General features: G+C 54.1%; 11 protein-coding genes. 2 read left to right on the top strand and 9 right to left on the bottom strand.

Features of this window, described 5'->3' with window-relative positions:
• The first annotated feature begins 59 nt into the window (after window positions 1-59).
• Window positions 60-1,457: a hypothetical protein gene (locus tag K3T82_RS18450; protein WP_220194907.1), complete on the top strand. Its 1,398-nt coding sequence runs from the start codon at window positions 60-62 to the stop codon at window positions 1,455-1,457.
• Between the two features lie 77 nt (window positions 1,458-1,534).
• Here K3T82_RS18450 and K3T82_RS18455 read toward each other — a convergent pair whose 3' ends face one another.
• The 7 genes from K3T82_RS18455 to K3T82_RS18485 all read right to left on the bottom strand — a co-directional run bounded on the left by K3T82_RS18455 (window position 1,535) and on the right by K3T82_RS18485 (window position 10,885).
• Complete coding sequence (locus K3T82_RS18455; protein WP_220194908.1) at window positions 1,535-2,803, bottom strand: sugar ABC transporter permease; 1,269 nt, start codon at window positions 2,801-2,803, stop codon at window positions 1,535-1,537.
• A 6-nt stretch (window positions 2,804-2,809) separates the two neighbouring features.
• Window positions 2,810-3,631, bottom strand: a complete 822-nt coding sequence (locus K3T82_RS18460) for an ATP-binding cassette domain-containing protein (RefSeq protein WP_220194909.1) — start codon at window positions 3,629-3,631, stop codon at window positions 2,810-2,812.
• A gap of 140 nt (window positions 3,632-3,771) precedes the next feature.
• Window positions 3,772-4,896 (bottom strand): sugar ABC transporter substrate-binding protein, encoded by a 1,125-nt coding sequence (locus tag K3T82_RS18465; protein WP_220194910.1) that lies wholly within the window; start codon window positions 4,894-4,896, stop codon window positions 3,772-3,774.
• A 233-nt stretch (window positions 4,897-5,129) separates the two neighbouring features.
• Complete coding sequence (locus K3T82_RS18470; RefSeq protein WP_220194911.1) at window positions 5,130-6,410, bottom strand: PTS sugar transporter subunit IIC; 1,281 nt, start codon at window positions 6,408-6,410, stop codon at window positions 5,130-5,132.
• Window positions 6,411-6,589: 179 nt separating this feature from the next.
• Complete coding sequence (locus K3T82_RS18475; RefSeq protein WP_268886641.1) at window positions 6,590-6,910, bottom strand: PTS sugar transporter subunit IIB; 321 nt, start codon at window positions 6,908-6,910, stop codon at window positions 6,590-6,592.
• Between the two features lie 359 nt (window positions 6,911-7,269).
• On the bottom strand, window positions 7,270-10,257 hold the full coding sequence (locus K3T82_RS18480) for a sigma-54-dependent transcriptional regulator (RefSeq protein ID WP_220194913.1): 2,988 nt from the start codon (window positions 10,255-10,257) through the stop codon (window positions 7,270-7,272).
• 301 nt (window positions 10,258-10,558) lie between these two features.
• A complete protein-coding gene (locus K3T82_RS18485; RefSeq protein WP_220194914.1) occupies window positions 10,559-10,885 on the bottom strand; it encodes a hypothetical protein in 327 nt (108 codons plus the stop codon).
• 287 nt (window positions 10,886-11,172) lie between these two features.
• On the opposite strand from K3T82_RS18485, the gene murA reads away from it, so the two are divergent.
• On the top strand, window positions 11,173-12,510 hold the full coding sequence (gene murA / locus K3T82_RS18490) for a UDP-N-acetylglucosamine 1-carboxyvinyltransferase (protein WP_220194915.1): 1,338 nt from the start codon (window positions 11,173-11,175) through the stop codon (window positions 12,508-12,510).
• Window positions 12,511-12,623: 113 nt separating this feature from the next.
• Here murA and K3T82_RS18495 read toward each other — a convergent pair whose 3' ends face one another.
• Both K3T82_RS18495 and K3T82_RS18500 read right to left on the bottom strand, forming a co-directional pair.
• Window positions 12,624-13,001 (bottom strand): YtxH domain-containing protein, encoded by a 378-nt coding sequence (locus K3T82_RS18495; RefSeq protein WP_220194916.1) that lies wholly within the window; start codon window positions 12,999-13,001, stop codon window positions 12,624-12,626.
• 109 nt (window positions 13,002-13,110) lie between these two features.
• Window positions 13,111-14,256 (bottom strand): competence protein CoiA, encoded by a 1,146-nt coding sequence (locus K3T82_RS18500; RefSeq protein ID WP_220194917.1) that lies wholly within the window; start codon window positions 14,254-14,256, stop codon window positions 13,111-13,113.
• Window positions 14,257-14,316: the final 60 nt, after the last annotated feature.

Below are 14,316 nucleotides of genomic sequence, written 5' to 3' on the forward strand. Positions count from 1 at the left end.
ATCCAGGGAGGGTGCTAGAATCAAGAGAGAAACCAAACCAGAGAGAAAGGATGAGACACATGGAATGGAGAAGCACCTGGACGGACCCATTCCAAGCGTATCTGAAGCCATTCGCAAGCTTGATAAGGGATCGCAGGACGTGGCGGGCATTGCTGGAAACGGTGAAGGGGATCATCGCGAGTGGAAGTGTGATCGGCACTCGTATCGCAGCGTCTTCTCAAGAACTGAGCCAGAGTAAGAATGGGGCGCAACGGGTGTTGCGGATGGCCAAAGGAGAGAGTACCAAGCGCTCAGAGCTAGACGCTGAGGAGCTGACAGCACGCTTGCGGCAAGTGGGAGTGGGGCAGTTGCGGGAAAGCAAAGCGGACGAGGTGTGGTTCATTGCTGATGGCTCCGAGCTCTGTAAACCGTATGCGCAAGAAATGCCATATCTGATGCAGGTCCGCGATCAGAACAAGAAATTGGTGCCGGGCTACCGTACGCTCACCGTACTGGCAGTCACCCCAAAGCAGCGGGGGATTCTCTATCAGAAAGTGTTCAGTAGCGAGGAACCCGGTTTCGTGAGCGAACCCGCCGAAGTCCAAACCATGCTCATGACGGTGCATGAGGCAATGAAAGATGGCCAGGTGCAGTCTCAGGTGACCTGGGTGCTCGATAGTGGCTTTGACGATGTCGCGGTCTGGCGCACGATGTGGGAGCAGCAGGAACACGTGGTCTGCCGAGTCTGCCAGCGGAAGCGATTGGTCCAATGGCAAACAGAGTCAAAGGCCTGGAGCAAGGGGCCGTTACAGGAGGCAAGCAAACGGCTGAAGATGCTGGCAATGGTACGCACCAACATGGAGGTGCCCCTGGGGAAGCAGGCTCATCCCAAGCGGCAAGAGGTGGATGTGGAAATTTCGGCCTGCTCAGTTGGGCTCACCTATCACAGCGAGGTTCGTCGTCTGAGCCAGGAGCCAGATCAGATCCTGCCCAAGGATCTCTGGTTGGTGCAGGTGCGCATCCTCAATTGCCCGTGGGAGCCGTGGTGGTTGATCACCGACTGGCCGGCGGAAACCGAAGCCGAGGCCATGCGCATCTTTTGTATGTATCGGCAAAGATGGGGAGTCGAGGAGAGCTTCAAGTTTACCAAGACGTGCTTCGCCTGGGATGAGGTGCAAGTCCTTGATTGGCAGGCCATCAAGACATTGGTCGCTCTGGCTTGGGTTGCAGCAGGCTTTTTGTATGAGATGGGGGTGACCTTCTCCTGGGAAGAGGTCCAATTGCTCGCCAAACTCGGCGGATTTGTTCCCCATCGTGGTCGCTTTCCTGGCAAGATCGTCTTGTTACGCGGTCTGGCACGTTTGCTGGAGATGCTGGCCACTCAGGCCATTCTCTCGCGCTACGCTTCTGAGCATGGGACTTTGCCTCCCAAGATTACCGCTTTCTTACACGCTCTTTCTCCTCCCAACGAGTTATGATGGGATGTCAGGGGACTATGTTGGAGCGTCCCCTGGGCGAAGGGGAAGAAACGCCCAGGGAAGAACGCGAAAGAGTGTTAGCGACCGCTACTGCTACGAGATTGAGCGCGACGTACAAGCGCATCGGCTGTCACGGCGAGTACCAGTACGGCACCTTCAACCATTTGTTTGATATCTGTGCCCTGGCTGCGTAGGTCAAGACCATTCTCCAGACCACCAATGATCAGCGCTCCAAGCGCGACGGCCCAGACGGAGCCGCGACCACCGAAGAGGCTGACGCCACCGATTACAGCTGCGGCTATGGCTTGTAGGGTTAGGGTTGGACTGATCGCGCTGGCGACTGCGGTCGCGCGCGAGACCTGAAGGATACCGCCAATAGCGGCGAATGCTGAGCAGAGCGTAAAGACGATCAGGCGGGTCGCGACGACGTTGATACCAGCGCGACGTGCCGCTTCCATATTTCCACCCACGGCATAGACATGGCGGCCAAAGGTCGTCTTCGTCATGACTAGCCAGACGATGATAAGGAGCCCAAAGAAGATCGCGACGTTATTGGGAATGCCCAGGTATGTGCCACGCACCGGGCCAGGAGTGTTTTCCATGATCGTGATGATGCCCTCGACGATAACAAAGGGAATCACGATGTTCGCTACCAGTCTGAGTGTTGACTTTGTGCGTAGCCCCTTATTTTTTCTACTTAATTGTTCAACTATTTGCCAGATTGTGTAGCAGATGAGGACAAGGGTGGGTAGTCCTACGCCCAGCCAGTCGGGCAGGAAGCTATAGGGAGTGCCCGCGATGGCAACTATCGCAGGATCGTGAACGATCAGCGTGGATTGTCCTGCTAGCAAATAGAGCAGCAGACCCGCGTAGAAAATGGAACCGGCAAGGGTCACAATGAATGAGGGAACACGGAGAACAGCGATAAAGATACCATTTATCAAGCCTGCCAGAGCGCCCGCAAGAACGCCGACCGCCATCGACGCGTAGGGATTGAAGCCCATACGTGTTGACAGAACGCCGGTGATAACTGCGCCAAAGGTGCCGACCGCCGCGATGGAGAGATCGACCTCACCCAGGAGCAGGACCATTGTTACACCCAGTCCATCAATACCAATATTAACGATCTGTTGTAGCAGGTCGGTCAGATTGGATGGTTTGAGAAACAGGCCACCTGTTGTGATCGTAAAGTAGATCACAACGACAATGAGCGTTAGCAGGACCGGGAGAAAGCCAAGGTCACCGCGTAGTAACTGTCCAAAGGAGCGTCTTCCCTCATATTCGGGTCGTTCGACGCTGGCCGCCGCGTCTGTGCGGCTGGCGGATTTTTCGATGACATCACTCATGATGTTTTACTTTCCTCCTGGCAAGCCATTGCTTGGCACGGTTTCGCCAAAATCTGCTCCGGTAATGGCCGCGATGACACGTTCGTTAGTGACCTCGCCAACGTTAAAGGTAGCGACGCGCTGACCCAGGCGCATCACGATGATGCGGTCAGCGACCTCGAAGACATCGGCCATATTATGCGAAATGACGACCACACCTAGATTCTGTTCACGTAAACGGCGAATCAGGTTGAGCACCTGCTTTGTCTGGGCCACACCCAGAGCGGCGGTTGGCTCGTCCAGCAAGACGACGCGTGCGCGACGCAAGATTGTTTTCGCGACGGCGATAGACTGGCGCTGTCCACCTGAAAGTGTGGAGACAATGGAGCGTGCCGAAGGAAGTTTGACATCCAGGACGCGTAAGACTTCCAGGCTGCGGCGCTCCATCTCGACCTCTGAGAGCACACTTCCCGTATGGAGTTCATGCCCGAGGAAGAGATTCGCGACCACGTCGAGATTATCGCAGAGCGCGAGATCCTGATAGACGGTCTCAATCCCGAGGCGGCTGGAAGCCTGGGGGCTATTGATAACGACTGGTTCTCCGTTGACAAAGGCTTCACCTTCGTCGGCTGGTCCTACTCCTGAGATGGCTTTGACCAGGGTTGATTTGCCCGCGCCGTTATCGCCGACCAGGGCTACTACCTCGCCTGGATAAACTTCAAAGTCCACATTATTCAAGGCTCGAACCGCCCCAAAGTGTTTGCTGATACCGCGCATCATCAGAATTGGCTGGCCTTCTGCATTCTGGTCGGAAGATGGTGTTGATGCGTGCGTTGCTTGATCAGCCATAGAACCCTCCCAAACTAGTGATATATATGAGTACTTTGACAAGCCATCGACTCCGCGCGAGGCGGAGTCGTGTTGCCGACAGGTGAGAGGTCGCGTGCGCGCCCGAGAGGGAGGCACGCGACCAGGTCTGGGATAAGGCGTTAGCAGATGCCGCCAGTACCAGCGGGCAAGCCTTTGCAGAGGTCATCCTTGGTGACATAGTTGTCATTAAGAACGATGCTGACATTGCTCTTATCGATGGCAACAGGCTCTTCCAGGATGGAAGGAATAGCGGTATTGCCGTCGGAGAGTTTGGTGGTTGCGCCCTTTGTGATAGAAGCGGTATCGGTACCTTCTTTGATGGCCTTTACGATATCAGCGGTTGCCTGGGCCTCCTTGCTGATGGCCTTGTAGACGGTCATCATCTGGTCGCCAAGCAGGATATTCTGGAGGCCAGCGACGGTCGCGTCCTGACCAGTCACCAGAACTTTACCGTTGAGCTTCTTAGCCTTGAGGGAAGCGATAACGGAGTTCGCCATACCGTCGTTAGCAACATAGGCGATCTGAACATTGTTACCCTGAGCGGTAAGGGCACCATCCATCTCGGTGCGGGCCTTGTCATTGTCCCAAGCGTCAGTGTACTGGTCATAGACCTTCTTCAATGAGTTGTTATCGAAGAGAGGCTGAAGCTTGTTGAGAGCGCCCTGGCGGAAGAGGATAGCGTTATTGTCGGTCTGACCACCATTGATCATGACCACGTTCTTGTTATCGCCTTTGATGTAGTCTTTGTAGTGCTCGGTGATGTACTGACCCTGGATCTCACCGACTTTGACGTTGTCAAAAGAGACATAGTAGCTCAGGTCAGGTGACTGGATCAGGCGATCATAGGCCACGACAGGAACACCACGAGACTTGGCTTTGGAGACGATAGCGGCGGCAGCCTGACCATCGAAGGGGGCTACGACCAGGATACAAGCGCCCTTGGTCAGAGCGGTATCGGCCTGGTTCTGCTGCTTGTCGGCCTGACCTTCAGCGTTGTAGAACTGAGGATCTTTGCCAACGGCATTTTTGATGGCCGCTGTCAGTAGGGGCTTGTCTTTGTTTTCCCAGCGCTCTGAGGTGGCGGTTTCAGGGAGCAGGACCGCGACATTATCGCAGTTCTTGCCGTTGCTGACGGTGTTTGTATCGCCGCCGGATTGGCTATTGCCGCAGGCTGAGAGCAGCAGGGTCAGGACCAGAGTGGCGAAGAGGGCGTAAAGCGGTTTACGCTGACGAAATACGTTCATCTCTGAATGTTTTCCTTCCAGTTTAACTGTGCTTGGGATACCTTCCCAATAGAAACCTTACATCGTTGCAAAAAGTTCAGGTATGATGGCTAGCGTTCTCCATCGAACAGAAGCAATCGTTAGAGATAGTCCACCTCGTGCAAGAGCCAGAATCCGGTGATGGTGGGGCTCCGGTATATTGGTGCTGCGCAAGGCGTATCAGATACGGTGTGGTGACTCCTTCCTATGAATAGCTATGGTTCCTGGCGAGTGGTAGTGGTGAGAATCTTGGGAGTCGATGGCGCTTTAGATGCGCGCTCCTGCTCCTTAGATTCCGCCTGTTGTTCCCGTTCCACCAGGATACGTTCCCAGGCTTTAAAGAATGGATAATATAGGACAGCGGAAAGCGCGAGATTCACGAACTGAAGAATGCTACCTCTCCAGTCGCCGCCAGAGGCGATGAATCCGCTGATTCCGATGGGAACGGTAAAGGGTTGCATAACGACCGGTACATGTACCAGGCCCAGAGAGAAGGCCAGGTAATTGACGGTGACAATGACGATGGGTACCATGAGAAATGGAATCATCATCAGCGGATTGAGCACCATCGGTACGCCAAAGGTAACCGGTTCGTTAATGTTAAAGATCGCAGGCCCAAGTGCTACGCGTCCAACCGTTCGCAATTGCGAAGAGCGAGAGCGCAGCATATAGATGACGAGAGGCCAGGTGGCTCCCGAACCTCCCAGGTGGGAGAAGATATGGAAGAAAGGCTCGGTTACGATGCCATGTCCTCCATTGGCGTTCCCCGAAAGAGTGGTAAGCCAGAACGGGAGAGCGATAGCCGTTACAATGTTCATGCCGTGAATACCGACCGACCAGAGTAACATCATCAGAATGATCTCTAGTAGAGCCGCAGGATAGCTATCTTGTACCACGACGAGCGGCTTGAAGACCTCCATGAGCAAGAGCGGAAGCGTAAGCTGTTGCGTTTGCCCATTTGAGTTAGTTATCGTATGAGCGCTGACAAACCACTCTAGCAGCCAGATGGCGGTAAGCAAGAGCAGCGTTGGCACCAGAGCCTCAAAGGCGCGCTTGACGTTGGGTGGTACGGTCTTGGGCAAGCGAATGGTATAACGCGAATTGCGGAACCAATACATCACCTCGGTGGTGAGCAGGCCCAGGATGATTGCCACCAGCAAGCCCTGTCCTCCTAAGGAAGGCAGGATATCGCCCAGTTTGAGATTATTGAGGTCTCCCACTGGCACGTTAGCGACCAGGAAGAGAACCATCGCAAGTATCCCGGGCTGAACTGGTTCGGTACGCCGGTATTGCGCCAGGCTATGGGCTACGCCAAAGGCCAGGAAGAGTGCCATCAGCCCGAATGAGAGCTGATATGGTACCAGGATGGCGCTCTGGTATGGCCTGAGCCACACTGCCAGGATGTCTAGCGGTGGATTCGCCACGATAAGGAAGACACTTCCGGCGATGATCAGTGGGAGCGTGAAAATAATGAATGCATCACGAATCGCCTGCAAATAGAGATTGCTGGCGATTGCCCCCAGGGGGGAACAAAATATCTTTCAAAGATATCGCTGACGCGTTCCATTACTGTATTCACGTTACTCCTCGGTCTTATGCGAAAACCAACCCCGCTGCCGTGCCCCCGAATGGGGGTCGCGGCTAGCGCTATCGCGCTCAGTTTTTCTAATAAGGACTACCCTTCACCAACGCCAGAGAGCATCTGTTGGACCTGTATGAGTACGGCTTCGCCATTCATCGTCGCGTAGTGAAATGGTTCGATCATGGCGACCGGCTTACCCGTCTGCTGAGCGATCTTCTCGATGCTTTTGCGCAGATGTCTGATTTGAGGCGCGATCAGGACGATGTCGCATTCATCCACTTTGGATGCGTATTCGCCTGCGCTTAACGCCTCGACTGTCAGTGCGAGATGTTGTTCCTGTGCAGCCGCAAGCATACTTTCCACCAGGAGGCTTGTTGACATGCCCCAACTGCAAACTATCAGGACGGAAACCATAAGATATCTTTCTGCCACATTCCTGTGGATGGTGTGTGCCTGGTGGTTTGTGCTCTAGCACACATGAGATTAGATTGTTGAGCCACTAAATAGTAGTGCAAGGATTATGCCAATAAGTGTGCTACACAGATAGCACACTTATTGGCATAGGGCCATGCGTTGAGTGTGTTGATCTATCATCGCAAAGCCACGATGAAAAGTGCGCCTGCGACATCGCATATAGAGCGTGTGGAGTCGCGGTTCTCTCCACCTGGATGGTGTTATGGAAGAGAAGTAATAAGACATCGTGAAACATGATGTGCTCGAATAAGTTGGGTTAGGGATAAGTGGCGCATCATGTGTGCTGGACATGTGTGTTGTTACATTGCGAGATTGGGGTTAATGAATATATCCACTTGACGGAGAATTCCGACCATGTTGTATGCCTCTTCCTCAGGGAGTGTACGTCCGACCTGTTGTCCAAGAACCTGCCAGGCGCGGCGGCATACTTCCAGTTCGCGGGGAAAGTGTTCCTGGACGCGAGCGCGTATCTCCTCACTGACCAGGAAGCGGCTATGTGGTCCTCCACGTTCTAGAATAGTCGCGAGATGTAGGACAAGGCCAGCCAGAGCATCGATGTCAAAGCTCTCGCCTACCTCAACCTCAATCATTTCAATCATGTGTTCTAGAAGAGGAAGAATACGTTCGGGATTCAGGAAAAGCAAGCGTTCATTCAGTGTGCGTGAGATAGCCTGGAAAAGTTCACCGCGCGCATTGAATGTCGGGACAAGGGTGGAGGAGGGTGATGGTTGAAGTAGGGCCGGGTCGATAAAGGTTGCTCCGAGGAGTGTGCGCAGGCGCGCGATGCCATCGCCGAAGAGCATCTCGATGAGTGAGATAAAGGGGATCTGTGGTAAGTGTGGATTAATGGTGCCGACAATGGCGACAATGGGCCTATTATTCGCCAGTTGTTGGATCTGGGTCTCTGTCTTACCAGTAATATTGATATCCATGCAGATGATCTCGACATCTTGTTCGCGTGTCTCTGGTAAGCGCTCATAGACGAGTTCCGCGAGTTTAATGGCGCTCCCATAGCCTGTGAGGCAGATGGAAAGGATAACACGTGGCTGCTGGTTGCGCTGTGTGTTCAGTGCGTGGAATGTGCCCTCTTCTGAGTTTTGTATGGATGTTTTGTGGGCAGTGCCATTCGTCTGCTCCTCGCTGGTGGCTTGATTCAGGCTGATGGCTAATTGTTGCAGCGTGATATGCTCGCCGCGTTGCGCGCGTCGTAGGGCCTCAACGACCAGGGGTGCGCTGACATTAGAAACAGTATGGACTGAGATACCAGTACGTTGAGCAATCATGTCTCCCAGTGAGAGCAGTGACGCAAAATCGACGAGCAATAGGACGCCATTGCCCTTGTGGGCCTGGCGAACGCTCTGCTCTACCTGGCTCAGAATTGTCTCAGGCGTTTGCTCTAGCGTGAGCTCAATAGGGACAACTGAGTTAACGCCGACGAGGGCGTTCGCCAGTTCCGCCAATCCACTTGCGATACCATGTCCGTGCGCGGCGATGACGATGCCCACTGTGGTATGTTCGATATTGAGTAGTGTGTCCGCGTTGGTAAAGAGGAGTGTCAGGACATGTGCCTCGCTGGCGGGAAGCGTAATGCCCAACTCGTCCTGGATGCGAGTAAGCGCAGCAAGCGCGACCTCATACTCGATAGGATATGTTTGGCGAACCGAGTGCATATTGGGGACCGCGAGTAAACGTTTCTGGGCGATGCGTTCCAGGGCGCTGGAGAGATGCAGGGCCAGAACAAGATCGAGCTTGGCTGGAAAATGGCGTTGGAGTTGTTCTTCAGCGAAGCGCACAAGGGATTGGGCCAGGGATGAGATGCGCTCATCGACGAGGTGCGAAGCATTCTCCGAGCGTTCCTGAGTTACAGCCTGGGCAAAGTGCTGAAAGTAGTGCTGGATTTCGAGTTGGAGAAGCTTGTTAATCTCCTCTTCGGGCAGGCCACTATAGCGGAGCGCGGCGAGCCCCGAACTGATGGAGTCGTACAGATTGCGCGCTGACTCGGGAACACCGTTGAGGCTAAGCCCGCTAGGCGTGAAAATATGTGTGGCCTCCCAGGCAGGCTGCTCGGTCTCCGCGCCCCTGTGCAGGTCCGCCAGGCGAAGCAGCCCACGCCGCACGTGCTCGGGCAGCACATCGAGGTCGACGTGGAGCTCTTGCTGATTGGTGGTGCGATATTCGAGATAGGCGCGTGCGCAGGTAAGCTGTACATCGGTGCGGAGCTGCCCGATATTGCCAGGGCTATCATAGAGTAGAAGAGCCTGAAGAACCTGGGGCGCGACCTGGATATTGGCCCCGATGCTACTACATTCGGCGGTAAAAAAGGCGCGTATGAGTTCGTAGCGCTCCATTGGTGTACGCTCATTCAGTCCGGGTAGGGTAATGAGCATTGGAATGCGGCGGCGGAAGGTTGGCAGGAGCGCCAGGGCGGGATCTTCGGTTGTCGCGGCGATCAGCAGCAGGGATGCCTGGCGCTCGCGAATTTCGCCCAGGCGACGGAAGCGCTCCTGATCCATGAGATAAAAGAGCATCTCCTGACCCTCTGGTGGGAGGCGGTGGACCTCGTCGAGGAAGAGAATACCCCGGTGAGCCTGTTCGACCAGCCCTGAGCGGTCCCGGTCGGCTCCGGTATAGGCTCCTTTGACCACGCCGAAGAGATGTGCCATGAGCAGTTGTGGATTGCCCGCATAGTCTGCGCAGTTAAAGCTAATGAAAGGAGCATCAGACGGCAAAGCGTTATGCTTGAGGGCAAAGCTATGCATTAGGCGCGCGATGGTTGTCTTACCAACGCCGCTTGGCCCATGGAGGAGAGTATGCAGGCCGCGTGGCGGATAAAGAATAGCGGCCTTGGCTTGCTGAATCGCGACCTTGAGCCCCCCGTTATTCCCGATAAGTGTCTCAAAGTTTGTAATGACAGTTCCGATCTCGGTTGAGGCCACGATAGTTTGTGGCTTATCTGTAAGTGGATGGGGTGGAGTCGGTGGTGCGCTCTCGCCGACAGGACCGTTTGAGGCTATGGGGTGTGTTGTAGTATGTGGTGCTGGTGCGTTGGATACTGGGTTCTGTTCTTTAAAAGTAAAGAGTACAGGGCGACCGGGAATCCTTTCGATCATCCCTTCCTGCGCGAGCTGATTGAGATCGCGGCTAGCATTTGTGCGATCAATGCCAGCCTCAAGGGCCACCTCTTCCGCGTTGAAGCCAGCGTAACGGCGCAAGATACCGGCATACTCTGAGCGCTGTTGATGGTGTAGGAGTCGTAATGCTTCCAAGACGCGATTTTTGCGATGCATAAACGATCCTTTTCCTCATTGAGCTAAGATCTTATGCAAAAACCAACGCCACTGTCGTGGCTAGCGCGCTCTCAGGGTGAGAATCTGAGCGCGCCCAGTGCTAGGCGGCGTTTGTTCTCGTATCAACCCGGAAGCGCTCAGGTTTTTGTAAGGAGAGAAGATGGTATGACCTTGCCAGTTTGGCTGCTCTGATCTAATGGGCTTCCTCGCCTGCTCAACAGTATACCCAAGCTACAGGCGAAAAAGCAAATCGCGTGTTGTCAGCTTTGCTTTCTCGTCGCGTCCCTTTATATAGCCTGTTCTATTGTTGTGATGGATATTGATTACCTTCTATGAGAGCAAAAAAGAGAGCACTCTTGCTCGCGCCATTGCGGGCATGAATGCTCAGCTTCATCGACGTCTTCCAGAACCGAATGGTCTGGAAGCCGCTTGGTTGTATCGTGTCCGGCGCAGCGGGCATGATAGAGATTGTCGCGTAAAGTGGTAATGGGAGGTAGGAAAGTCTCTGGCGTTGAGTGCTTCGGGTAGAACGAACTGGAACTATCAGCCTGCATGACAACGCGACGACTTTTCTCGCCTGCCCCAAAAGTACCACTACGGCAATCGTTCGATATTCAATATCGAACATTTGTATTATAGCGCATTTGAGCTGGTGATGAAAGCACAGCCATGTGGTGCGTATTTAAAGCCTGTTGTTTTCGTGGCATGAACTGCTTCTGAACCCTTTTCTCTCCTAACAAGCATAATTGTTTGCGCGAGAACAAATAAATAACATTGACAGGTATTGATGGTTGTTGCGACACAACAATTACACTCGTCATTAGCTGATCTCTATACTAGAAATGGATCTGGTAGTAGGGAGAAAGGAATAGAGGTTACTGATGCTAATAGTGTGAAGGGAGAGAGCGTGTATCCATGAACAATAGCTATGCCTATCGGATTGAAGGTGGCTACCCGGTTATGGGTGAGATTGCCTGCCTGGGTGCAAAGAATTTCGCAATCAAGGCCATGATTGCTGCTTTGCTGGGCGAGAGCCCTTCGTTGCTCACGAATGTGCCAGCAATTGGCGATGTTGATATTACTGCCGAGCTATTGACATCGGTGGGGGCGACGGTTGAGCGTATTGATAACATGAGCTTACGTATTGATCCCACGACGACGAGTACCTCTATTGTTCCGGTCCCTCACTCTGGAAGCAATCGAGCCCCAATTCTGCTATTGAGTGCGTTATTGCATCATTTTGAGAGCGTGGCTGTGCCTGTCGTTGGAGGATGTAAGATAGGAGCACGGGCAATAGATTTCCATCTGGAGGCGATTCGAGAGTTTGGGGGTGTGGTAGATGAGACGGATGAAGGGTATGTCGCGAGGCGTGTCAGGCCGCTTAAAGGGACAGCAATCGAGCTACCATATCCAAGCGTAGGTGCAACCGAAACCTGCTTATACCTGGGCGTGCTTGCTGAGGGGAGAAGTGTTATCTCAAACGCGGCAATTGAGCCGGAGATCATGGAATTGATTACCATGCTGCGTGCGATGGGGGCGATTATCTTTACCACACCTGGACGCGATCTCCATATTGAAGGTGTTCGTCGGCTGAAGGGCGTGCATATGGAGGTGCTAGGAGATAGGATTGAGGCGGCATCCTGGGCCTGCCTGGCTTGCGCGTCCAACGGCGATGTGACCGTCCATGGTGTACGACCTGAGACGTTGGGTAATTTCCTCTCGTACTATCAGCAGATTGGCGGCGGTATTGAACTCAAGAGTGTTGGCAGCATACGTTTCTTCCGCAATGGCGAATTACGACCAGCCGTGATTGAGACGGATGTCTATCCAGGTTTCTCTACGGACTGGCAGCAACCGTTCGCTATGTTGCTGACACAGGCGCATGGGGTATCGATTGTGCATGAGACGGTATATGAAAATCGTTTTGGATACCTGAAGGACCTTTCGGTTCTGGGCGCGCATACTCAATTGACCACTCATTGCCTGGGGGGGGCGGCCTGTCGCTTTCGGGATAAGAATTATGAGCACAGCGCGATTATCCTTGGCCCGACCCCATTTAAAGCCGCGAGCCTGACAATTCCTGATTTGCGTGCGGGTCTGGCATATATTATCGGTGCTGCCGTGGCGCGTGGAACATCGCATATCGCTGGTATCGAGTACCTGGAACGAGGTTATGGCGATATTGTGCCGCGCCTGGCTTCGATGAACTTGCAAATTGAGCGTGTGAAGATAGAGGCGGAGAGGGGGATGTAGGGGAGAGGTGCTTCGCTAAAGTAAAACGCCAGTATAGGGAGAGGGTGGATGGGCGAAGGGCCTGGCGTTCATCTGAACGAACGCCAGGCCCTTCGTATGCAATGCGTTTCGGATTAGTAGCCGGTTGTGTCCCGGTTGGACTCAAAGCTGTTTCTGGCTGAGTGCAGCGTGTCCTTTGAAGTATCGATGACGTCCTCGCTGGTGCTCCTCATATCAGAAGCAGCGTTCTGACCGATATTCTTCAGATTACTGGCTGTATGCTGCAAGGTGCTGGACGCTTGTTGCGCGTAGCCCTTCAGATTGTCAGCCGTTTGAGAAACGCGGTTGCTGATTTGCTGTTTGTAGACATTCATCTGCTCATCCTCGGGCAGGTAGCCACGTAGTTCAGTCGCGCGCTCCTTGAGCAGACGGCGCATCTCTTCGCCTTTCATTGGGGCAACTAGCAGGCCGATGCCTACACCGAAGAGCAGTCCCTTGATGAAGTTGTTCATAAAACGCTTATCCCTTCCTTCGCCGACGAATCAATAAACATCTCTCTATTTCGCGTTGAATATGTGCTTGAACTACTACTAAGATAACGTGGTAGGGAAGCAACGAGTTTCAATCTTGCGGGTGGTGGTGCAGCCTATGTTCGTGGGCTGAGGCCAATTCGATCAGCGTTTCCATATAGCGAGCGAAGGCTGCATAGGGACCGACGAAGGGAAGAGCCAGGGAGATTTCTTGTAGTCTTTCGGGCGAATAGCCTTTATGAGCCAGTTTTGCGAGCCAGGTGCGTGCCTTCTCGACACGTTGGTGGTCGGAGGCACTGAGGGGGTGATCTGGGAGACCACGCCCATAGTTGTAGCGATGGAGCAGGTCAGGATCAAGCAGGTAGGAATTCAGGAGTGGCATGACGATAGTGCGCATGACCTGCTCATCCATATGAGGGCGCAGATAGGCCGAGAGGAGGTTTGGGTCGGGCATGTGGGACTGTTCCATCTGGCGCAGGGTACGTCCACGTATTTCTATAGACTCGCGGATAGGGTGGTGGAGCCGCCCTTGCTCGTCGAGGCGAATATCGTGGAGGGGGCCAATGAGAGTCGCGCCGAATTGACCGCGCCCGACCCAGCCTTCCAGCGATGTGATGGCGCGTTCACGCGGAAATGATCGGTTCTGCCACTCTCGCGCCTCCTCGCGAGTGAGGCGCCAGCGCAGCCAGGTGCGTGGTGGGGTGACCTGAGGATCAATGAACAGGATTTCATGTGAGGTCTGTAGGATGGCCTCAATGAAAGCTTCTTGTTTCTCGCGTCGATTACTCCCAATGATCCAGGTGTCGACAATGTCAGCGGCGCGGTAGGCGTCGTGGCGGTGCCGCCATTCATTGATTTCCAGGGGTGCGCACTGATATTCCACGGCATGCTCCATGCCGTTCGCGTGGCGCATGAAGACGTCGGCGATGCGATTTGGCTCTGGTAGCCGCACTTCAAGGGTCACCGTAGCCGTGGGAAAGAGCGTCTGAAGCCAGCGTGCGAGCATTGCTTTGCCGCGCATATGCTGAACGGACTCACCTTCAGTACTCCATGCGCACTCGCCACGCTGGTGCGCGAAGTGTGGTTGGAGGCGGCGAGTACCACCTCCGCGCAGATGGACCTCTCCCCGACAATTGGGGCAGTGTAATTTATGTGAGCGTGACCAGATCTGAAGTTGTTCCAGGCTTGTCTCGCTCGCGATCACTGTTTGGTCTTCGGGTCCATAAGCGACCAGCATATTACGTACCTGCCTTGCATGTTGACAGTGGCGATAGCGCTCGCTAAATCGTCGCGCCCA

The organism is Ktedonospora formicarum (assembly GCF_016587355.1).
In the GTDB taxonomy this organism is placed as follows: domain Bacteria; phylum Chloroflexota; class Ktedonobacteria; order Ktedonobacterales; family Ktedonobacteraceae; genus Ktedonobacter; species Ktedonobacter formicarum.